This window comes from Pseudoflavonifractor phocaeensis (assembly GCF_016901735.1).
Lineage (GTDB): Bacteria > Bacillota > Clostridia > Oscillospirales > Oscillospiraceae > Pseudoflavonifractor_A.
Genome location: NZ_JACLZC010000001.1, coordinates 128,000 through 148,933, shown reverse-complemented (window position 1 = coordinate 148,933; position 20,934 = coordinate 128,000). Strand labels below are relative to the sequence as shown.

19 protein-coding genes, 1 pseudogene and 1 riboswitch are annotated in these 20,934 nt (G+C 63.3%); of the genes and pseudogenes, 16 read left to right on the top strand and 4 right to left on the bottom strand.

Going from position 1 to position 20,934, the window contains the following annotated elements; genetic code table 11:
• Nucleotides 1-66 precede the first annotated feature (66 nt).
• The 12 genes from H7U37_RS00730 to hisE all read left to right on the top strand — a co-directional run bounded on the left by H7U37_RS00730 (nt 67) and on the right by hisE (nt 12,916).
• Complete coding sequence (locus H7U37_RS00730; protein WP_204872821.1) at nt 67-1,143, top strand: M50 family metallopeptidase; 1,077 nt, start codon at nt 67-69, stop codon at nt 1,141-1,143.
• Between the two features lie 27 nt (nt 1,144-1,170).
• Nucleotides 1,171-2,208 (top strand): flavodoxin-dependent (E)-4-hydroxy-3-methylbut-2-enyl-diphosphate synthase, encoded by a 1,038-nt coding sequence (ispG, locus tag H7U37_RS00725; protein ID WP_204872819.1) that lies wholly within the window; start codon nt 1,171-1,173, stop codon nt 2,206-2,208.
• A 23-nt stretch (nt 2,209-2,231) separates the two neighbouring features.
• Entirely contained in the window at nt 2,232-6,338 is a 4,107-nt protein-coding gene (locus tag H7U37_RS00720) for a PolC-type DNA polymerase III (protein WP_204872816.1), read from the top strand.
• A gap of 133 nt (nt 6,339-6,471) precedes the next feature.
• A complete protein-coding gene (gene hisZ / locus H7U37_RS00715) occupies nt 6,472-7,662 on the top strand; it encodes an ATP phosphoribosyltransferase regulatory subunit (RefSeq protein WP_204872814.1) in 1,191 nt (396 codons plus the stop codon).
• Nucleotides 7,659-8,315 (top strand): ATP phosphoribosyltransferase, encoded by a 657-nt coding sequence (hisG, locus tag H7U37_RS00710; RefSeq protein WP_204872813.1) that lies wholly within the window; start codon nt 7,659-7,661, stop codon nt 8,313-8,315. The genes hisZ and hisG overlap by 4 nt, the downstream gene beginning before the upstream one ends.
• Nucleotides 8,312-9,589: a histidinol dehydrogenase gene (gene hisD, locus H7U37_RS00705; RefSeq protein ID WP_204872811.1), complete on the top strand. Its 1,278-nt coding sequence runs from the start codon at nt 8,312-8,314 to the stop codon at nt 9,587-9,589. Before hisG ends, hisD begins: the two co-directional genes overlap by 4 nt.
• Nucleotides 9,590-9,601: 12 nt before the next feature.
• The gene (gene hisB, locus H7U37_RS00700) at nt 9,602-10,177 is read left to right on the top strand and encodes an imidazoleglycerol-phosphate dehydratase HisB (RefSeq protein ID WP_204872809.1); all 576 of its coding nucleotides are present in this window, start codon (nt 9,602-9,604) and stop codon (nt 10,175-10,177) included.
• Nucleotides 10,177-10,785 (top strand): imidazole glycerol phosphate synthase subunit HisH, encoded by a 609-nt coding sequence (hisH, locus tag H7U37_RS00695; protein ID WP_204872807.1) that lies wholly within the window; start codon nt 10,177-10,179, stop codon nt 10,783-10,785. The genes hisB and hisH overlap by 1 nt, the downstream gene beginning before the upstream one ends.
• Nucleotides 10,782-11,504: a 1-(5-phosphoribosyl)-5-[(5-phosphoribosylamino)methylideneamino]imidazole-4-carboxamide isomerase gene (hisA, locus tag H7U37_RS00690; protein WP_204872805.1), complete on the top strand. Its 723-nt coding sequence runs from the start codon at nt 10,782-10,784 to the stop codon at nt 11,502-11,504. The genes hisH and hisA overlap by 4 nt, the downstream gene beginning before the upstream one ends.
• The gene (hisF, locus tag H7U37_RS00685; protein ID WP_204872803.1) at nt 11,498-12,253 is read left to right on the top strand and encodes an imidazole glycerol phosphate synthase subunit HisF; all 756 of its coding nucleotides are present in this window, start codon (nt 11,498-11,500) and stop codon (nt 12,251-12,253) included. Before hisA ends, hisF begins: the two co-directional genes overlap by 7 nt.
• Nucleotides 12,254-12,257: 4 nt before the next feature.
• Nucleotides 12,258-12,590, top strand: coding sequence for a phosphoribosyl-AMP cyclohydrolase (hisI, locus tag H7U37_RS00680; RefSeq protein WP_204872801.1), 333 nt, complete (start codon nt 12,258-12,260; stop codon nt 12,588-12,590).
• Nucleotides 12,587-12,916 (top strand): phosphoribosyl-ATP diphosphatase, encoded by a 330-nt coding sequence (hisE, locus tag H7U37_RS00675; RefSeq protein ID WP_204872799.1) that lies wholly within the window; start codon nt 12,587-12,589, stop codon nt 12,914-12,916. Before hisI ends, hisE begins: the two co-directional genes overlap by 4 nt.
• A gap of 58 nt (nt 12,917-12,974) precedes the next feature.
• Here the strand turns inward: hisE and H7U37_RS00670 are convergent, their stop codons facing one another.
• Nucleotides 12,975-13,589: an ECF transporter S component gene (locus H7U37_RS00670; protein WP_204872797.1), complete on the bottom strand. Its 615-nt coding sequence runs from the start codon at nt 13,587-13,589 to the stop codon at nt 12,975-12,977.
• A gap of 75 nt (nt 13,590-13,664) precedes the next feature.
• A riboswitch (FMN riboswitch) is annotated at nt 13,665-13,802 on the bottom strand.
• Nucleotides 13,803-13,940: 138 nt separating this feature from the next.
• Between H7U37_RS00670 and H7U37_RS00665 the strand changes: the two genes are divergently transcribed.
• Complete coding sequence (locus H7U37_RS00665; protein WP_338049728.1) at nt 13,941-14,447, top strand: SLOG family protein; 507 nt, start codon at nt 13,941-13,943, stop codon at nt 14,445-14,447.
• On the opposite strand, the gene recQ is transcribed toward H7U37_RS00665, so the two are convergent.
• Nucleotides 14,448-16,262 carry a DNA helicase RecQ gene (recQ, locus tag H7U37_RS00660; RefSeq protein ID WP_204872793.1) on the bottom strand — a complete coding sequence of 605 codons (1,815 nt, stop codon included), beginning with the start codon at nt 16,260-16,262 and terminating at the stop codon, nt 14,448-14,450. It abuts the gene before it with no gap.
• A gap of 164 nt (nt 16,263-16,426) precedes the next feature.
• On the opposite strand from recQ, the gene H7U37_RS00655 reads away from it, so the two are divergent.
• From H7U37_RS00655 to H7U37_RS00645, 3 genes are read left to right on the top strand one after another with little or no spacing between them, the layout of a single operon-like run.
• On the top strand, nt 16,427-17,353 hold the full coding sequence (locus tag H7U37_RS00655) for a metal ABC transporter substrate-binding protein (RefSeq protein WP_204872791.1): 927 nt from the start codon (nt 16,427-16,429) through the stop codon (nt 17,351-17,353).
• On the top strand, nt 17,350-18,117 hold the full coding sequence (locus H7U37_RS00650) for a metal ABC transporter ATP-binding protein (RefSeq protein ID WP_204872789.1): 768 nt from the start codon (nt 17,350-17,352) through the stop codon (nt 18,115-18,117). Before H7U37_RS00655 ends, H7U37_RS00650 begins: the two co-directional genes overlap by 4 nt.
• A 1-nt stretch (nt 18,118) precedes the next feature.
• Nucleotides 18,119-18,967: a metal ABC transporter permease gene (locus H7U37_RS00645; RefSeq protein WP_204872787.1), complete on the top strand. Its 849-nt coding sequence runs from the start codon at nt 18,119-18,121 to the stop codon at nt 18,965-18,967.
• Nucleotides 18,968-19,048: 81 nt separating this feature from the next.
• Here H7U37_RS00645 and H7U37_RS00640 read toward each other — a convergent pair.
• Nucleotides 19,049-19,249 (bottom strand): annotated as a pseudogene (locus H7U37_RS00640) (manganese catalase family protein); the annotation flags it as partial.
• A gap of 21 nt (nt 19,250-19,270) precedes the next feature.
• Entirely contained in the window at nt 19,271-20,842 is a 1,572-nt protein-coding gene (locus tag H7U37_RS00635; RefSeq protein WP_338049726.1) for a recombinase family protein, read from the bottom strand.
• Between the last annotated feature and the right edge of the window lie 92 nt (nt 20,843-20,934).

The following is a 20,934-nucleotide window of genomic DNA, read 5'->3' as shown; positions in this document are numbered from 1 at the left end:
GAAGGGTCCCGGCGCTTGTGCGCGTTGCGGGGTGGGTTTCAAAGCTAGAAAATATTTGGAGGTCTTATGGTTCTCTATATTCTGATTGCGATTTTGATGTTCGGCGTCCTCATCGCCGTCCACGAGTTCGGCCATTTTATCACTGCCAAGATGACCGGCGTGAAGGTCAACGAGTTTTCCATCGGCATGGGTCCGGCGCTTCTGAGCCGTCAGAAGGGGGAGACCGTATATGCCCTGCGCGCCTTTCCCATCGGCGGTTTCTGCGCCATGGAGGGGGAGGACGGCGACGGTGCAGCCGCCGATCCCCGTTCCTTTCAGAACAAGGGCTTTTGGGCGAAATTTTTGATTTTGGTGGCCGGTTCCTGTATGAATTTTCTGACGGGGCTGGTGATTGTGCTCCTTTTGGCCATTCCCTATCAGTCGTACAGTCTGCCGGCGGTGGGCGGCTTTATGGAGGGCTACGGACTGGAGGACAGCGGCCTCCAGGTGGGGGACCGGTTTCTGAGCATTGACGGTCACGCCGTCTGGACGTACAGCGACGCCAAGCTTCTGCTGGACCGGGCAGGCGATACGGTGGACCTGGTGGTGGAGCGGGACGGCGAGCAGGTGGAGCTGAACGGCTGCCACATCCCCTTCCAGGAGAAGGGGAGCGGCGACAGCTTCACCCGTCTGCGGGGCATCACGCTGGGCAGTGTGGCCCTGGAGGCCACGGTTCCGGTGAAGCTGAAGATGAGCTTTCAGGAGTGCCTGAGCTATGTGCGCATGGTGTGGATGAGCCTGGGCGATCTGGTGCAGGGCGCGGTGGGTCTGCGGGATCTGTCGGGTCCCATCGGCATCGTGGCCACGGTGGGGGAGCTGGGGGAGGACACCGCCCAGCAGTACGGCGTCGGCGTGGCGCTGCAAAGCGTCTTTTCTCTCATGGCCTTCATCGGGGTCAACCTGGCGGTGATGAACCTGCTGCCCATCCCGGGTCTGGACGGCGGCCGGATCTTCTTTTTGATCGTGGGCTGGCTGTTCCGCCTGGTGACCCGGAAGGAGATTGATCCCAAGTATGAGGGCTGGGTCAACGGTGTTTTTCTCATGCTGCTGCTGGGCCTGATGCTGGTGATCGCGGTGAGCGACGTAATCAAAATCATCACGTAAATTTGAAAAATATGAGGTGAACGGAAGATGACAAAGCAGATTTTGGTAGGCGGCGTACCGGTAGGCGGCGGCGCTCCCGTGACCATCCAATCCATGACCAATACCCGTACCGACGATGTGGACGCCACCGTGGAGCAGATCCTCCGGCTGGAGGCGGCGGGCTGTGAGATCATCCGCTGCGCCGTGCCCGACATGGCGGCGGCTCACGCGGTGGGGGCCATCAAGGAGCGGATTCACATTCCCCTGGTGGTGGACATTCACTTTGACTATAAGCTGGCCCTGGAAGCAGCGGCGGCAGGGGCCGACGCGGTGCGCATCAATCCGGGGAACATCGGCGGCGAGGACCGGGTGAAGGCGGTGGCGGACGTATGCCGGCAGCGGAACATTCCCATCCGCATCGGGGTGAACGGCGGCTCTCTGGAAAAGGACCTGCTGGCCAAGTACGGCGGCCCCACGCCGGAGGCGCTGGTGGAGTCTGCCTTTGGGCACATCCGTCTTTTGAACAAGTATGACTTTGACGATATCTGCGTGTCGTTGAAAACCTCCAGCGTACCCAACACCATCGCGGCCTACCGCCGCATGGCCGAGGTGAGCGACTATCCCCTCCATGTAGGCCTCACCGAGGCGGGCACCCCCAAAATGGGCATTCTCAAGTCGGCGGTGGGCATCGGCGGCCTGCTGGCCCTGGGCATTGGCGATACCATTCGGGTGTCTCTTTCGGCCGACCCCATCGAGGAGGTCTACGCCGCCCGGGACATTTTGAAGGTAGTGGGCCTGCGCAAGGACGGGCCGGAGCTCATCTCCTGTCCCACCTGCGGCCGGACGAAGATTGACCTCATCGGCCTGGCCGGCGAGGTGGAGGAGCGGCTGCAAGGGGTGAAAAAGCCCATTACGGTGGCGGTGATGGGGTGCGTGGTCAACGGTCCCGGCGAAGCCAGAGGCGCGGATGTGGGCATTGCCGGCGGCGACGGAGAGGGCCTGGTGTTCCGCCACGGGGAGATCGTCAAGAAGGTGCCCCAGGACCAGCTGGTGGACGAGCTGTTCCGCCTCATTGAGACGCTGTAAGAAATCAAGTAGGAGCGTATTACATGGCAGAAGGGTCAAAGATAGAATTTTTGGAACTGTTTTCCCGGCTGGAGCGGACCGGCGGCCAGCCCTTTGGGGCGTGGTGGGTCTGCGGGGCGGAGATTGACCGGCAGGCCCGGACCATTTCGGTGGAGCTGCTGCCCGGGGAAGGGCAGGACCGGGACACCCTGGACAACCTGTGCGCCGACATTGCCCTGTGCTACGGCCTGCGGGGGGTATTCATGGAGGTGCGCGGGGGTGAGCCGGCCCCAGAGCCGGAGGCGCCGGCCGTGCCGGAGCCCCAGGTGGACGCGGACGCCGCCCAGGCTTTTGCCCGCACCGAGGCCATCCGGCAGGAGGCGCTGAAAAAGCTGAAGGTAACCCGTCCCGCTCCGTCCAAGCCGGAGGGGAAGAAGAAGCTGCTCTTTGGCCGCCGGGAGATCAAGGGGGAGACCACTCCCATGCGGGCGCTGGAGCTGGATATGGGGTCTGTCATCGTGGAGGGCGATGTATTCGCGGTAGACCACCGGGAGCTGAAAAAACGGGGCGCGTGGGTGGTTTCCTTTGACATGACGGATTATACCGGCTCCGTCCGGGTGAGCAAGTTCTTTCTGGGGGAGGAGGGCAAGCCCCTGGTGGAGGGCGTGAAGAAAGGCCAGCATCTGCTTGTGCAGGGCCGGCTGAACATCGACCGGTTCACCAACGACATGATCCTGGAGCCCTACGCGGTGATGGAGGGCAAGAAAGCCATCCGGGCGGACAACGCGCCGGAAAAGCGGGTGGAGCTCCACCTGCACACCACCATGTCCACCATGGACGCCCTCACCCAGGTGGGTCCCAAGCTGGGACCGGACAAGAACGTGGTCAAGCGGGCGGAGAGCTGGGGCCATCGGGCCATCGCCATCACCGACCACGGGGTGGCCCAGTCCTTCCCGGACGCCTGGCACTCGGCCAAAGGGATCAAGATCCTCTACGGCGTGGAGGCCTACTTCATTAACGATGTGGACGACCGGGTGGTGGTCCACGGCGAGCAGGAGATGGACCTGAGCGGCGGGGAGATCGTCTGCTTTGACATTGAGACCACCGGCCTGGACAACCGCCGGGACGTGATTACCGAGATCGGCGCGGTGGTGCTGCGGGACGGGGAGATCGTGGACACCTTCAACACCTTCGCCGACCCGGAGCGCCCGCTGAGCCGGGAGATCACCCAGCTCACCGGCATTACCGACGAGATGCTCCAAGGGGCCCCCAGCCAGGCCCAGGCCATCGGGGCCTTTCTGGACTTTGCGGCGGGCCGTCCCCTGGCGGCCCACAACGCCGAGTTTGACATGGGCTTTATCGCCGAGGGCTGCCGCCGGATGGGGCGTCCCTTTGAAAATACCTCCCTGGACAGCCTGATTTTGGCCCAGAACCTTTTGCCCGATCTGGGCAAGTACAAGCTGGACATTGTGGCGGACCATCTGAACCTCCCCGCCTTCAACCACCACCGGGCCAGCGACGACGCCGCCACGGTGGGCTACATGCTGGTGCCCTTTTTCAAGATGCTCTCCGACCAGGGGGTCCATACCCTCCAGGCCATCAACCCGGCCATGCGAAAGCTGCGCACCGGCGGCAAGGCCAAGCGCCAGCCCAAGCACCTCATCGTGCTGGCCAAAAACCAGCTGGGCCTGCGCAACCTCTACCAGCTGATTTCCAAATCTCATCTGGACCATTTTAAGCGCTTTCCCATCATGCCCAAGAGCCTCATTGAGGAGCACCGGGAGGGACTGATTCTGGGTTCGGCCTGCGAGGCCGGCGAGCTGTTCCAGGCCGTTGTGCGCCGCAAGGAGTTCTCCGAGCTCAAGCGCATCGCCTCCTGGTACGACTTTTTGGAGATCCAGCCCCTGTGCAACAACGCCTTCATGCTCCGCAAGGGCATGGTGAAGAGCGAGGAGGAGCTGCGGGACTTCAACCGCACGGTGGTGGCGCTGGGCAAGGCGCTGGACAAGCCGGTGTGCGCCACCGGGGACGTCCACTTCCTGGACCCGGAGGAGGAGGTTTACCGCCATATCCTGCTGGCCACCAAGGGCTTTGAGGACGCCGATTCTCCCCTGCCCATCTACTTCAAGACCACCGACGAGATGTTAAGGGAATTTGCTTACCTGGGCCAGGAGGACGCCTATAATGTGGTGGTGCGCAACACCAATTTGGTGGCCGACTGGTGCGAGGACGTGGTGCCCCTCCCCAAGGGCCTCTTTGCGCCCAAGCTGGAGGACTCGGAGGGGGAGTTAAAGCGGCTGGTATGGGGGAAAGCGAAAGAGCTTTACGGCGAAGAGCCGCCCCAACTGGTGGTGGACCGCATCAACGTGGAGCTGGACGCCATTCTGGGCCGCCACTACGACGTGATCTACATGTCGGCCCAGAAGCTGGTGCAGGACTCCCTGGACCACGGCTATCTGGTGGGCTCCCGGGGCAGCGTGGGCTCGTCGCTGGTGGCCTTCATGTCGGGCATCACCGAGGTCAACTCCCTGCCCGCCCACTACCGCTGTCCCAAGTGCCGTCATTCGGATTTTGCATTCGGCCCCGCCCACGGCTACGGCTGCGGCGCGGACATGCCCGACGCGGTATGCCCCGTGTGCGGCACGCCCTATGTGAAGGACGGCTTCAACATCCCCTTTGAAACCTTCCTGGGCTTTGGCGGCGACAAGGTCCCCGATATCGACCTGAACTTTTCCGGCGAGTACCAGGCCAAGGCCCACCGCCATACCTTTGAGCTTTTTGGCGAGAGCCATGTGTTCCGGGCGGGCACCATCGGCACGGTGGCGGAAAAGACCGCCTTCGGCTATGTCAAAAAGTATCTGGACGAGCAGGGGATGCACGTCACCAACGCCGAGGAGAACCGTCTGGCCCAGGGGTGTACCGGGGTCAAGCGGACCACCGGCCAGCACCCCGGCGGCATGGTGGTCATCCCTCAGGACCGGGAAATTTACGATTTCTGCCCGGTACAGCATCCGGCGGACGACCCCAACACCGACATTGTCACCACCCACTTTGAATATCACTCCATGGAGTCCAACATCCTCAAGCTGGACATGCTGGGCCACGATGACCCGTCCATGATCCGGATGCTGGAGGATCTGACGGGGATGGACGCCAAGACCATCCCCCTGGACGACCCGGACACCATGTCCCTCTTCAAAAGCTCCAAAGCGCTGGGATTTGAGAAAGACAAGATTCTGGGTCCCACCGGCGCGGTGGCCATTCCGGAGTTCGGCACCAGCTTTGTCCGCGGGATGCTGGTGGACACCCAGCCGGAGCAGTTTGATATTCTGGTCCGGCTGTCCGGCTTCTCCCACGGCACCGACGTGTGGCTGGGCAACGCCCGGGACCTGATTGTGGACCAGGGCATTCCCGTCGGCCAGGCCATCGGCTGCCGGGACGACATCATGCTCTTTTTGATCTCCTGCGGTATGCCGGAGAAGCGGTCCTTCAAGATCATGGAGTCGGTGCGGAAAGGCAAGGGGCTGCCCGAGGGCGCGGAGGACGAGATGAAGGCGGCCGGCGTGCCGGAGTGGTACATCGACTCGTGCAAGAAGATCAAGTATCTCTTCCCCAAGGCCCACGCGGTGGCCTATGTGATGATGGCCTTCCGCATCGCCTGGTTCAAGGCCCACCGGCCGCTGGCCTTTTACGCGGCCTATTTTTCCATCCGGGCCAAGGCCTTTGACGCCACCTGCATGTGCTGGGGGATGGAGACGGCCCTGGCCAAGATGCGGGAGATCCAGGCCAAGGAGAAAAAGGCCAGCGCCGTGGAGCAGGACATGCTCACCACGCTGGAGGTGGTGTATGAGTTCTATCTCCGGGGCTTCACCTTTTCCCATGTGGACCTGTACGCCTCCCACGCCACGCTGTTCCAGGTAGACGAGGAGAAAAAGGCCCTGATTCCGCCCTTTACGGCCATTCCCGGCCTGGGGGAGACGGCGGCCTGGTCCATCATGGAGCAGCGGGAGGGCAAGACCTTCATCTCGGTGGAGGAGTTTTCCGCCGCCTGCCCCAAGGTGTCCAAGACCCACATCGAGCAGCTCAAGGCGGCCGGCGCGCTGGACGGCCTGCCGGACACCAGCCAGATCAATCTCTTTGACGGTTTTTGAGCCGTCGGGCCAGAACACCCGGAAAGGGACCGCGGCGGTCCGTTCCGGGTGTTTTGCGGGAAGGGCTTGACAAGGCGTTGTTGTTATAGTATATTAGCGTGGTAAAGTGAAAAAGCAAAAGGAGGATGCTCCGATGAAATACAGCATCAACACGCCCGAGGGGACCCGGGACCGGCTGTTTGCCGAGTGCCGGGAACGCCGGGCGGTACAGGGGGCGCTGACCGGTCTCTTTCAGGGCCGGGGCTACGCCGAGGTGAGCACGCCCGAGGTAGAATTTTATGATTTGTTCCTCCGCTCCGGCAACCCGATGCCCCAGGAGGCTATGTTAAAGATCATCGACCGCTCCGGCAAGATCATGGTCATGCGCCCCGACTGCACCACCCCCATCGCCCGGGTGGCTGCCACCAAGCTCAAGGCGCTGCCCTTGCCCCAGCGGCTCTATTATGACCAGACGGTGTTCCGTTCCGGCCAGGCCCACCGGGGGGGCAGCAGCGAAATCGCCCAGTGCGGCGTGGAGCTCATCGGCGCCGCCGGCCTGAAGGCCGATCTGGAGATGGTGGCCATGGCGGTAGACGCCCTGCGGGCCTGCGCGCTGAAGGGCTTCCACATCGAGCTGGGCCACGCGGGCTTTTTCCGCACTCTGGCCGGGCGCATGGATCTGGACGAGGAGAAAACCGAGGAGATGCGGGCCCTCATCGAGGGCAAAAACTTCGCGGCCCTCAACGACTTTTTGGAGCCCTTCCGGGACCGTCCGGCCTGGACGGCCATGCAGCGGCTCTCCCGGCTCTTCGGCGGCGCGGAGGTGCTGGACGAGGCGGAGGCCCTGGCGGGCAAGACCGAGGCGGTGGACTACCTGCGCACCCTCTACGAGGCCCTGGAGGCGGCGGGCTATGGACAGTATATCCGCTTTGACCTGGGTCTGGTCCATCAGATCGACTACTATACCGGCGTGGTGTTCCGGGGCTACGCCGAGGGCGCGGGAGACGCGGTGCTGTCCGGCGGCCGGTACGACGGCCTGACGGCGGCCTTCGGGCGGCCCGCGCCGGCCACCGGCTTTGCCGTGGACGTGGACGCGGTCACCGCCTGCCGGCCCCTGGAGGAGGGGAAGGGTGCGGATACCCTGATCCACTTTGACCCGGCTCAGCTGGCCGAAGCCCTCCGGGCGGTGGACGGCCGGGAGAACGGATGCTGCGCCCTCTCGCCCTGCGAGACCCTGGAGGAGACGGTACGGCTGGCGAAGGACCGGGGCGCGTCTCATGTATGGGTGCTGGAGGGCGGACAGAGCCGCCTTGTGGACCTGGAAGAAGGGGAGGAGCAGGTATGACACAGCAAGGGAACCGTCTGCGGATCGCTTTGACCAAGGGGCGTCTGCAAGACAAAAGCGTGGAGCTCTTTGAGGCCATGGGCCTGGACTGCTCTCCCATCCGCAATCCGGGCCGGCGGCTCATTCATGCCCTGCCCAACTATCCGCTGGACGCGGTGCTGGCCAAGGCACCGGACGTCATCACCTATGTGGAGCACGGGGTTTGCGACCTGGGCATCGTGGGCAAGGACACCATTTTGGAGCAGGGCAAGTCCTTTTATGAGGTGCTGGACCTGGGCTTTGGCCGGTGCCGCTTTGCCCTGGCGGTGCGGCAGGGCAGCGATTTTTACGGCACCTACAAGACCCGCCGGGTGGCGTCCAAGTACCCCAACGTGACCCGCAGCTTCTTTGAGCGGAAGGGGATGGACGTGGACATCATCAAGATCGAGGGCAGCGTGGAGCTGGCCCCCATTCTGGACCTGGCGGACGGCATCGTGGACATCGTGGAGACGGGCGCCACGTTACGGGAAAACGGTCTGGTGCCCATTGAGGACGTGCAGACCGTCTCGGCCCGGCTGATCGTGAACACGGCCAGCATGAAGCTCCACAAGACCCAGATCGAGGATTTCATCGGCCGCTGTGAGGCCGAGCTGGAGAAGCGGAGGAAGGTATGATCGACATTGTCAAGGCCGACGGGCAGAGCGAACAGGCCGTCATTGGCGCCATGCGGGCCCGGGCGGCGCAGAACAACGCGGCGGTAGACCAGGCGGTGTCCGCCATTCTGGCCGACGTGGCCCGGCGGGGCTATGAGGCGGTACGGGAATACTCCCTCAAATTTGACAAGGCGGAGCCCCGGGAGATCGGGAAAGAGGAGCTGGAAGCGGCCTATGCTTCCTGCGGCCCCACCCTCATCGCCGCCATGGAGCACGCCGCCGCCAATATCCGGGATTATAATGAAAAGCTGCTCTATGAGACGGCGGAGTGGACCTCTCCGGACGGCGGACGGGTGGGACGGATCGTCCGGGGCCTGACCCGGGTGGGCGTCTATGTGCCCGGCGGCACGGCGGCCTATCCCAGCAGCGTGCTGATGAACGCCGTCCCCGCCAAGGTGGCCGGGGTGGAGGAGATCGTCATGGTTACTCCGCCCACGGAGAATTTGAGCGCTCCGGTGCTGGCGGCGGCGAAAATCGCCGGGGTGGACCGGTGCATCGCGGTGGGCGGGGCCCAGGCGGTGGCGGCCCTGACCTACGGCGCTGGCTTTATTCCCAAGGTGGATAAGCTGGTGGGCCCGGGCAACGCCTATGTGGCGGCGGCCAAGCGCCTGGCCTACGGCAAGCTGGACATCGACATGGTGGCCGGTCCCTCGGAGGTGCTGGTCATCGCCGACGGCAGCGCCGATCCCAAGTTCGTGGCCGCCGACCTGCTGAGCCAGGCCGAACACGACAAGCTGGCCTCCGCCGTGCTGCTCACCGACTCGGCGGCGCTGGCCCAGGCGGTGGACGGGGAAATCGTCCGTCAGACCGGCTACCTGAGCCGCAGCGAGATCATGGAGTGTTCCCTGCGGGACTTTGGCTGCGCCATCGTGTGCGAAACTCTGGACGACTGCGTGGCCCTGGCCAATGAGATCGCCCCGGAGCATCTGGAAATTATGACCCAGGACCCCAGAGCCCTCCTGCCGGGCATCCGAAACGCCGGCGCGGTCTTTTTGGGGGCCTGGTCGCCGGAGCCGCTGGGCGACTATCTGGCAGGCCCGGACCATGTGCTGCCCACCAGCGGCACGGCCCGTTTCTTCTCGCCCCTGAGCGTGACCTCCTTCCTGAAAACCATGAGCGTCATTGCGTACAGCAAGGAGACGCTGGCTCCCATTCAGAAGGAGATCATCACCTTTGCCGAGAGCGAGAAGCTGACCGCCCACGCCAATTCCATCCGGGTACGGTTTGAGGGGTAAGGAGGGACTGCGATGCGAACGGCGGAAGTATCCCGCAAGACCAAAGAGACCTGTATTGACCTGAAGCTCTCGCTGGAGGGGGGGCCGGTGGCCATCAAAACGGGCATCGGCTTTTTTGACCACATGCTCACCGCCCTGGCTTTTTACGGCGGCCTGGGTCTGGCGCTGACGGTGGACGGAGACCTGGAGGTGGACGGCCACCACACGGTGGAGGACACGGGCATCGTGCTGGGCCAGGCCATGAAGGAGGCGCTGGGGGACCGGAAGGGCATCCGGCGCTACGCCTCGGCCTACATCCCCATGGACGAGGCCCTGTGCTTCACGGCCCTGGACTTTTCCAACCGTCCCTTTCTGGTCTTTGACGCGCCCATGCCCCAGGAGCGTATCGGCAGCTATGAGAGCTGCCTCACCGAGGAGTTTATGCGGGCCTTCGCGGTGAACAGTGGTTTAACTTTACACATGAAGGCGCTCTATGGAAAGAACGCCCACCACATCACCGAAGCCCTCTTCAAGTCGTTGGGGGTGTCCATCAAGGAGGCGGTGGCGGTCACCGGCGCCGGCGTCACCTCCACAAAGGGGGTGCTCTGATGAACGTTACGGCCATCGTGGATTACGGCGTGGGGAATCTGAAGAGCGTTACCAACGCCATGGAGTATTTGGGCCTGAAAACCTGCATCACCAGCGACCCCAAGGAGCTGGAGCGGGCGGACGCCATCATTCTGCCCGGCGTGGGAGCCTTTCCCGACGCGGCGGACCGGCTGCGGGCCTCCGGGCTGGACGCGCTGGTGTGCCGGGAGGCCCGGCGCAAGCCGATTTTGGGCATCTGCCTGGGGATGCAGCTCCTCTTTGCCCGGGGCGAAGAGGTGAGAGACTGTGAAGGATTAAACCTTGTCAGTGGCTGTGTCCGTAAGATTGAGACCGATCTGAAGCTGCCCCACATCGGCTGGAACAGTCTGACCTTCCCCAATCCGTCGCCCCTCTTCGCGGGACTAGACGAGGGGAGCTACGTCTACTTTGTCCACTCCTTCTGCGGGGTGGCGTCCGACCCGTCCCAGGTCATCGCTCAGACCGACTACGGCGTCCCCGTGGTGGCGGCGGTGAACCATGGCAATGTCTACGGCTGTCAGTTCCACCCGGAGAAGAGCGGCGAGGTGGGACTGCAAATACTGCGGAACTTTGGAGGGCTGAACCGATGATCCTGCTGCCTGCCATTGACTTAAAAGACTGTAAGGCAGTACGCCTTTACAAAGGGGATTTTGCCACCGTCCACCAGGTGGCCGACGATCCTCTGGCCACAGCCAAGGCCTTTTATGCCGCCGGTGCCCGTCAGATCCACATGGTAGACCTGGACGGCGCCCGGGACGGCGTGCGGAAGAATGGGGCCATCGTGGCACAGATTGCCCAAAAAAGTGGGCTGAAGGTGGAGCTGGGCGGCGGAATCCGCAACATGACTGACCTGGAAGCGGTGTTTGCCCTGGGGGTAAACCGGGCGGTGATCGGCTCGGCGGCGGTGAACAACCCGGATTTCGTCCGGGCCGCCGTGGAGAAGTACGGCGAACGCATCGCCGTGGGCATCGACGCCAAGGACGGCCGGGTGCGCACCGCCGGCTGGGAGGAGGACTCCGGCCTGGACTACCTGGACTTTGCCAAAGAGATGGAGAAAATAGGTGTAAAGTTTATTATCTTTACAGATATTGAAACCGACGGCACCCTGACCGGACCGTCCTTTAACCGCCTGGCGGCGCTGCAAGGGGTGTACGGCGGTCGGATCATCGCCTCCGGCGGCGTCTCCTCCAACGAGGACCTGCGCAAGCTGGGGGAGCGGAAGCTGTGGGGGGCCATTATCGGCAAGGCCTACTATGCCGGGACGGTGGATCTGCCGCTGGCGGTAAAGGAGGCGGGCGCACAATGTTAGCCAAACGGATCATTCCCTGCCTGGACGTACGGGACGGACGGGTGGTCAAGGGGGTCAACTTTGTCAACATCCGGGACGCCGGCGACCCGGTAGAGCTGGCCAAATACTACTCCGACCAGGGGGCCGACGAGATCGTCTTTCTGGACATCACCGCCACCAGCGACGCCCGGGACACCGTGGCCGACGTGGTGGAGCGCACCGCCGCGCAGGTCTTTGTGCCCCTGACGGTGGGCGGCGGCATCCGCACGCTGGAGGATTTCCAGCGCCTCCTGCGGGCGGGCGCGGACAAAATTTCGGTGAATTCCGCCGCCGTGGCCCGTCCGGCGCTGATCTCCGAGGCGGCGGAGCGGTTTGGTTCCCAGTGCGTGGTGCTGGCGGTGGACGCCAGAGCCAGGGGGGACGGAACCTGGGAGGTGGTGGTGGCCGGAGGCCGCAAGCCCACCGGCATCGACCTCATCCAGTGGGTGAGGCAGGGCGAGGCCCTGGGGGCGGGGGAGATTCTGCTCACCTCCATGGACGCCGACGGCACCAAAGCCGGCTTTGACCTCGGTATGACCAAGGCGGTCACCGACGCGGTGAGCATTCCGGTGATCGCCTCCGGCGGCTGCGGGTCCCTGGCCCACTTTGCCCAGGTCTTTGAGGAGACCGGCTGCGATGCCGCCCTGGCCGCGTCTCTCTTCCACTTCGGGGAACTGACCGTCCCCCAGGTGAAGGACTACCTGCGCACCCAACACATACCCGTGAGGTGAAACTATGCACTTTGATTTGGACCAACTTTTTCAAAAATCCGACCTAATCCCGGTCATCATCCAGGATGTGGAAACCAAGGATATCCTCATGCTGGGCTTTACCAACCGGGAGGCGGTGGAGCTGACCTTAAAGACCAGAACGGCCTGGTTCTGGAGCCGCAGCCGTCAAAAGCTGTGGAACAAGGGGGAGAGCTCGGGTCACTTTCTCCATGTGGAGAAGGTGGTCACCGACTGCGACACCGACACCCTGCTCTATTTCTGCCGGCCCGACGGCCCCACCTGTCACACCGGGGCGCGGAGCTGCTTTTTCAATACGATCATGGAGGAAGAACAATGAACGACACTGTTTTGCAGGATCTCTACCGGGTGGTCCTGGACCGTAAGACCAACCCCCAGGAGGGCTCCTACACCTGCTATCTCTTCGAAAAGGGGACGGACAAGATCCTCAAGAAGGTGGGCGAGGAGTGCGCCGAGACCATCATCGCCGCCAAGAACGGCGAGCAAGGGGACACGGTAGGCGAGATCTCCGACCTCATTTACCATCTCATGGTGCTCATGGCCCACCAGAACATCCCGCTGGACGCGGTGCTGGGCGAGCTGGAGCAGCGCAGCCATAAGATCGGCAATCTCAAGACCTTCCATCAGGTGGACCACAATACCTGAATACCTGAACAAGACGCAAAGCCCCCGCTGTCCTGAGACAGCGGGGGCTCTTTTGGTGTCATACCCGGCCGTGGAGCAGGGGGGAGAGGGGTTTATAAATGAGGAAGCAGAGGACGGCGTCCAGCAGGCCCTTCACCAGGGTAAAGGGCGCGTTGAAGGTGATGAGGCACTCCAAAAGGCCGTTGACGCCAGGCCGGATGGCCTGATACATCCCGATGATGACGTCCAGCGGCATCCCGTAGGCCACCACATAGACGGGGTAGGTAATGAAATAGTTGAGGGGGATGGAGACGAGGGCCATCACCACCGCGCCCACCAGCGCGCCGAGGATGGCGCCGCCCCGGGATTTGCGCAGCTTATAGATCAGACCCGCGGGAAGCATAAAGCTGGCGCCCAGCAGGAAGTTGCAAAGCTCGCCGGCGCCGGCGGTGGAGGTGATGAGCAGATGAATCAAATTTTTGATCAGACAGACCATCACGCCGTAAACCGGCCCCAGAGAAAAGGCGGCCAGGAGCGCGGGCAGCTCGGAAATATCCATCTGGACGAAGCTGGGCATAAAGGGGACGGGGAAATCCAAAAACATCAGCACGAAGGAGATGGCGGAGAGCATGGCGGTGACGGTGAGGGCCCGGGCTCTCGCCCGGAATTTCGTGCGGGAAGGGGAAACAGACATAAAAACACTCCTTTGTTTGTGATGGCAACTGAAAACACCATGTCTTTTTAGGCGCACACACAAACCCAGGAGGGCCCGCGTCTTCTCTCATCCAGACTTCGCGTTTTGGGAAAACGCGTCACTGTCGGTCCCGGAGTCGCACCGGATCTGCGCGGGGAAGCGCTCGCGGACTGTACCGCCGATCGGGAATTTCACCCTGCCCTGAAGACACCGTATTCCATTGTCCGACCTATTATAGCACAGTCCTGAAAAAATACAAGAGAGGGAACAAATGTTTGCATTCGCATTGACTTCCGGAACGGGATATACTACAATAGAGACTGTAACCCGGGAGAAGGAAGGAAGATGTCTGTGGGCGCGAGGAGAGAAAAGACCTGCTGCTTTACCGGGCACCGGCCCGAAAAACTGCCCTGGAAGAGCGAGTCGGACCCGCGCTGTACGGCGCTGAAGGAGCGGCTGCGGGCGGCGGTGGAGCAAGCGTATGCCGACGGCTTCCGCCATTTCATCTGCGGCATGGCCCGGGGGGCGGATTTTTATTTCTGCGAGGCGGTGCTCGCCCTGCGGGAGGACCACCCGGAGGTAAAGGTGGAGGCGGCCATTCCCTGTGAGGAGCAGGCCGCCCGATGGGGAGAGGCCGACCGGGCGCGCTATTTTGCCTTAGTGGAGCGGTGTGACTGGGAGACCATGGTGCAGCGCCGCTATGACCGGTGGTGTATGCTCAAGCGGGACCGCTACATGGTGGATCAGGCCAGCCGGATCATCGCGGTGTATAACGGCACCCTGGGCGGGACCATGTACACGGTGACCTATGCGGTGCGGCAGGGGTTGGAGCTGGTGATCTTGCCGCCGGAGGAATAGTCACTGCCGGAGCAGCTCCAGGAAGGCGTCGCCGTAGAGGGACAGCTTGTGACTGCCCACGCCGCTGATCTGGGCGAGCTGCGCCCGGGTGGCGGGGCGGACGGCGGCCATCTCCCGCAGCGTCTTGTCGGAGAAGATGACATAGGCGGGGACGCCCTTGCGCCGGGCCAGGGTACTCCGCAGCTCCCGCAGGCGCTGGAAGAGGGCCTCGTCCACCGGGCCGGCGGCGGACGGAGCGGGCCGCGGGCGTCTGGCCGGGGCATGGTCCCTGGCGCGGCGCAAAGAGACCGCGGCGCTGCCGCTCCGAAGGGCGGCGGCATTGGGGCCGGGGATCAAAACAGGATACGGAGATTCCGCGTCGTGCTGGAGGTAGCCCTGTTCTGTCAGGGCGTCCATGACGGCGCGGACTTTTTTTGCCGGGACGCCGGCCAGCCGTCCAAAGACGTCCAGCCGTTCCAGATGCCACCGGGCGCTCTGCTCGGTCTCCTGGCCCAGCAGCAGGGCGGCAATGGCGCCCGGGCCGAAGCGGCAGCCGGAGGACTCCACCGCGTCCAGCACGGCTCTTGCCTCCCGGGTCACGTCCACCGTCTCGAAATTTCCCAGGCAATTGGAACAGTTGCCGCAGGTTTTGGGCGGTTTTTCGCCAAAATAGCGCAGCAGATAGGCGCGCAGGCACTGGGTGGTGGTGCAATAGCCGATCATCCGCTGCAAGCGTTCCATCTGCTTGGCCCGCAGGTCTCCTAAAAGCTGGGGGTCCACCCCTTCCGGCGGCTGGCTGTGTTCCAGGAGAAAGCGGGCGGTCATGATATCCCTGCCGCCGTAAAGGAGGATGCACCGGGCCGCCTCGCCGTCCCGTCCGGCCCGTCCGGCCTCCTGGTAGTAGCTCTCCAGATCCAGGGGCATATTATAATGGATGACATAGCGGACGTTGGACTTGTCAATGCCCATACCGAAGGCGTTGGTGGCCACGATGAGGCCATCGTCGGCAAAGGCGAAGCGCTCCTGGCTCTCCTGCCGCTCCGGAAGGGGGAGGCCGGCGTGATAACGCAGGGCCGGAATGCCGTGTCCGGTCAAAAAATCGGCGACCTCCTCCACGGTCTTGCGGGTGGAGCAGTAGACCACGCCGCTCTCGCCCCGGAACCCCTCCAGGAGGGACAGCAGCTCGGCCCGTTTGTCCTGGGGGTGGCGCACCTCAAAGGAGAGATTTTCCCGGTCAAAGCCGGTGACCTGCACCATGGGGGTATGAAGGGCCAGCTTCTGCACGATATCCGCCCGGACTTCCGGGGTGGCGGTGGCGGTGAAGGCCCCCACCGGCGGGCGTTTGGGCAGGCTTTCCAGGAAATGGGGGATGCGCAGGTAGCTGGGGCGGAAGTCGGTGCCCCACTGGGAGACGCAGTGGGCCTCGTCCACCGCCAGAAGGGAAATGGCGGCGTGCTGAGCGAAGCGGAGGAAGGCGGGGGACTCCAGCCGTTCAGGGGCCACATAGATGAGCTTATAGCGCCCCTGCCAGGCCCGATCCAGGGCCAGGGCGTACTGCCGCTCGGTGAGGGAGCTGTTGAGATAGGCGGCGGGGACGCCGGCCTGGATCAGACTGCCCACCTGGTCCTTCATCAGGGAGATGAGGGGGGAGACCACCAGGGTGATCCCCGGCGTAAGCAGGGCGGGCAGCTGGAAGCAGAGCGACTTTCCGCCGCCGGTGGGCATGATGGACAGCACGTCCCGCCCGGCGGTGAGGGCGTCCACCACGGCTTCCTGACCGGGCCGAAAGCTGTCGTAGCCAAAAAACGCCCGGAGCAATTGCATTTTATCCGGCATGAGAAAGGGCACCTCCGTTGCATGGGAACAGGTCTCAAAATCCTTTCTATTGTACCACGGCGGCGGGAAAAGCGCAAAAGAGAAAAAGCTTTTACAAACCGGAGAAATTGATATATAATAATAGATTGCCAATGAGCAAATATAAAAGAGCAAGAGGTGCCCCATTGAAGAAGAGCTATGCCGCCGGCCTGATGGCCGGCCTGATGATCCTGGGCGGCTGTGCCGCGCCGTCCCCCGCCGCCAGCCAAAGTCCGGCGGGAGAAGATGTCCTGACCGTGGCGGCCACCACCTGGCCGGTATACTGCTTTGCCTCCGCCGTGGCCAGCGGCGCGGAGGGGGTGGAGGTGGTGCCGGTGGTGAATGAGCCGGTGAGCTGCCTGCACGACTACACCCTTACGGTGGGGGAGATGAAGCTCCTGGAGGGGGCGGACCTGATCCTGCTGAACGGCGTGGGCTTTGAGTCCTTTTTGGACCAGGCCCTCTCATCGGTGGAGACGCCCACGGCGGACTGTTCGGAGGGGATTTCCCTGCGCCACCTGGATGAGGACGAAGCCGGACACGACCATGGGGCGGAGGGGGATTACGACCCTCACATCTGGCTGGACCCCCGCAACGCCGCCCAGATGGTGCGCAACGCCGCCGACGCGCTGACCCAGGCGGACCCGGACCAGGCGGAGCTGTACGCCGCCAACGCCGACCATGCGGCCCGGCAGCTGGAGGAGGCGTGGTCCGAGTGGAACGAAAGCCTCTCCGGGCTGACCAACCGGGAGCTCATCACCTTCCACGACGGCTTCGGCTATCTGGCCGACGCCTTTGATCTGCACATCCTGCGGGCCATCGAGGAGGAGGAGGGCAGCGAGACCTCCGCCCTGGAGTTCAAGGAGCTGACGGATCTGATTGCCGCCGATCACATCCCGGCGGTGTTTACCGAGACCAACGGCTCCGACGCCACCGCCCAGGCGCTGGCCCGGGAGACCGGCGTAGCGGTAGGGGAGCTGACCACGATCATCAGCGGCGAAGGGGAGGGCCTGACGCCCTACCTGGAGGACATGCAGCGCAATGTGGACGCCCTGTTGGAGGCGCTGGGATGAGAAAGCAAAAGCACAGTGAGAGCGGTCCGGGCTGTAAAGGGGCCTGCTGCCTGAAGGTATCGGACCTTGGGGTGGAGATGGGCGGGTCGTCCATCCTCCACGATGTGAGCTTTCATCTCCACTGCGGGGAGATCGTGGCCCTGATCGGCCCCAACGGCGCGGGCAAGAGCTCTTTGTTCCGCACGATTTTGGGCCAGATGCCCCACAGCGGCTCCATTGACTTTCAGCGGGCCGACGGCAGCGCCGCCCGGCCCCGCATCGGCTATGTGCCCCAAAGCCCCAGCTTTGACCGGGGGGACCCGGTGAGCGTGCTGGACTTTTTCGCCGCGGCGGTGTCGGAGTGGCCGGTGTTTCTGCCCATCCCCAAAAAGCTGCGGGCGCGGGTGGCGGAGTGTCTGGAGCGGGTCCACGGGGAGAGCCTGATTGACAAACGGATGGGAGCGCTCTCGGGCGGGGAATTGCAGCGGGTACTGCTGGCCCTGGCGCTGGAGCCGCTGCCCCATATTCTGATTCTGGATGAGCCCCTCTCCGGGGTGGACATTGACGGGGAGAGGCAGCTGCTGGACATGCTGGACGAGATCCGCACCAGGTACGACCTGTCCATTCTGCTCTCCACCCACGATTTTGCCACCCTGGAGCGGTATACCGACAAGGTGATCCTGCTGCAAAGCAGCGTCCTGGCGGTGGGGACGCCGGAGGAGGTCCTCTCGTCGGAGGCCTTCCGGTCGGTGTTCCATCTGGATGTGGGAAGGGGGGCGCGGTAAGATGGAGCTTTGGTATCAGCTGGTTGGGCTGCTGCCCTTTGAGTGGGCCCAGCCGGACAGCATGTATTTTATGAAGAACGCGCTGCTGGCGGTGCTGGTCATCACCCCGCTGTTCGGCCTTCTGTCCACCATGGTGGTTCAGAGCCGGATGTCTTTCTTTTCCGACGCGCTGGGCCATTCGGCCTTTACGGGCATTGCCATCGGCACCCTCTGCGGGTTGGCCGACCCGATGTGGGGGGCGATTTTGTTTGCCGCGGTATTCGCGCTGCTCTTTACCTATGTGCGCCGCCATACCAATCTGGCCAGCGACACGGTGATCGGCGTCTTTTCCTCCACGGCGGTGGCGCTGGGCATTTTTGTGGCCACCCTGGGCGGCGGCAGCTTTACCAAGTTTAACGCCCTGCTCATCGGCGACATCCTCAGCGTGGAGCCGGGGAAGATCGGCCTGCTGGCGGTGCTGCTGGCGGTCGTGGTGGTGCTGTGGGTGTGCGCCTACAACCACCTGATGCTCTCGGCGGTCCATCCGGCCCTGGCGGACAGCCGCGGCATCCGGGTCTTTTGGCAGGAGGCCCTGTTCTCCATGGCCATCGCGGTGGTGGTGACGGTGAGCATGACCTGGATCGGCTTAATGGTCATCAACTCGCTGCTGGTGCTGCCGGCGGCGGCGGGGCGGAATCTGGCAAAAAATCTCCGGCAATACCATCTCTTTTCCATCCTGGGCGCCCTTGCGGCGGGTATTGCCGGCCTGCTGACCTCCTACTACTGGGAGGCGTCCACCGGCGCGTGCATCACGCTGTATCTGGCCCTCTACTTTGCCATTACCTTCTGCTTCCGCGGCAAGCGGCAGTAAAGCCGCGCCTGTAAAACGGCGTCCGCCGGTCTCCTTTTCACGGGAGACCGGCGGACGCTTTTTTGTTTTTTAACTGTTTTGTCAGCGATCCAACACCGGGTTGGTAAAGTAGACGTTTTTCTGGTCCATCTTGTCCTTGGCCAGCCGGATGGCCTCGCCAAAGCGCTGGAAGTGGACGATCTCCCGGGCCCGCAGGAAGCGGATGACGTCGTTGACGTCGGGATCGTCGGACTGACGGAGGATATTGTCGTAGGTCACGCGGGCCTTTTGCTCTGCTGCGATGGGAAAAGCACGACACTTGGATCAAAACCGCCAGTGGAGCTCCACCAGGGTCTGCCGCGGCCGGTTGGGGTCCCGCCCCACAGACACCGACGCGAGAAAAAGGTCCGTCATTTCCCGGGTCAGCCGGTCTGGATGGGTAAGGGCATGGAGGTCCGGCGGCTGAAGGAGCCGCTGGTCCAGCGCCGCTTTCTGCGCCTCCAGTTCCTGGGCCTGTTCTTCCAGCGCCTTTTTTTCCTGTTCCAGGGTCTGACGGAGGCTTTCGTGGTCCGCCGGAGCGAGCAGACCCTTGGCCCGGTCCAGATAGAGGGTCCGCTCCGCCTGCGCGCACCGTTCCAGCGCCTTGGCGCATGCGGCCATACGCTGGCATAGCGCCGCGGTCTGCCGTTCCAGCGCCGGGCGGGGGTCGGTGAGCCGGGCCAGGGCGTCCAGGTCCAGGCAGGTGTCGGCCAGACGGTGGAGCTCAGCCAGGACCAGGGCCTCCAGTGTATCCTGGGAGAGGAAGGCGCCCGCGCAGGCATTGAGGGCCACATAGCGGCTGGGGCACTGCAAATAGCGTTTTCCCCGACTTTTGGAGGAGCGCAGGGTATAGCCGCAGGACATACAGCGGCATTTCCCGGCAAAAATGCCCACCGTACCGCCTTGAAAGGGCTTTGCGCGCTGGGCCAGACGCTTCTGGACGGCCTCCCACAGTTCCGGCCGGATAATGGCCGGATGGGTGTGCTCCACCCGGAACCAGGCCTCTTTGGGGCGAGGGCGGTTTTCCTTGGTTTTGTAGGAGAGGCTTCCATATTTTCCCTGGACCATGTTGCCGATGTAGAGCTCGTTGGTGAGCATATGGGCGATGGAGGAATACTTCCATAAAGCGCCGCTTGTCCCGTTGGGCTGGACGTAGCGCAGGCCGTGGAGGCGCTTGTAGGCGGTGGGGTTGGGGACGCCCCGCTGGTTGAGGATGCGGGCGATGGCGGTTTTGCCGTACCCTTTGGCAAAGAGGGAAAAGACCTCCTTCACCACCTGAGCCGCTTCCTCGTCAATGAGGAGGCATCCTCTGTGCTCCGGGTCCTTCCGATAGCCGTAGAGGGCAAAGGAGCCAATGTGGAACCCGTTCTTTCGCCGGCTGTCCAGAACGCTTTTGATGCTCTCCGACATATCCTCCAAATACCACTCGTTGACCAGGCCGTTGATCTGTCTGGCCTTTTTGTTGCCCTTGTTGCTGGTGTCGGCGTTGTCCGCCAGCCCCACAAAGCGGATGCCCCAGCGGGGGAAGAGTCCGTGCAGATAGGTCTCCACCAGTTCCAGCTCCCGGGTAAAGCGGGACTGGCTTTTGCACAAGATGATATCAAAGCGACGCTGTTCGGCGTCGGCAATGAGCCGCCGGAAGGCGGGCCGGTTCCGGTCCGCGCCGGCGTAGTCGTCGTCGCTGTAAATATCATAGACCGTCCAGCCTTGGCTTTCGGCATATTGAAGGAGCATGGCCTTTTGGTTTTGGATGCTGACGCTCTCGTCGCTCCGGCAGGCCTTATCCCGGTCCTCCTCGGAGAGGCGGCAATAGAGGGCCGCCTTCACTGGCCCCGCCGCCGGATCAGCTCCGCCCACAGCCGGGTAAAGCGGTCCCTGTCCGGCTCCTTGCCCTGAAAATGCTGCTTGCAGTGCATCGTGTTTTGTTTTGCCACGGAAAACCACATCCT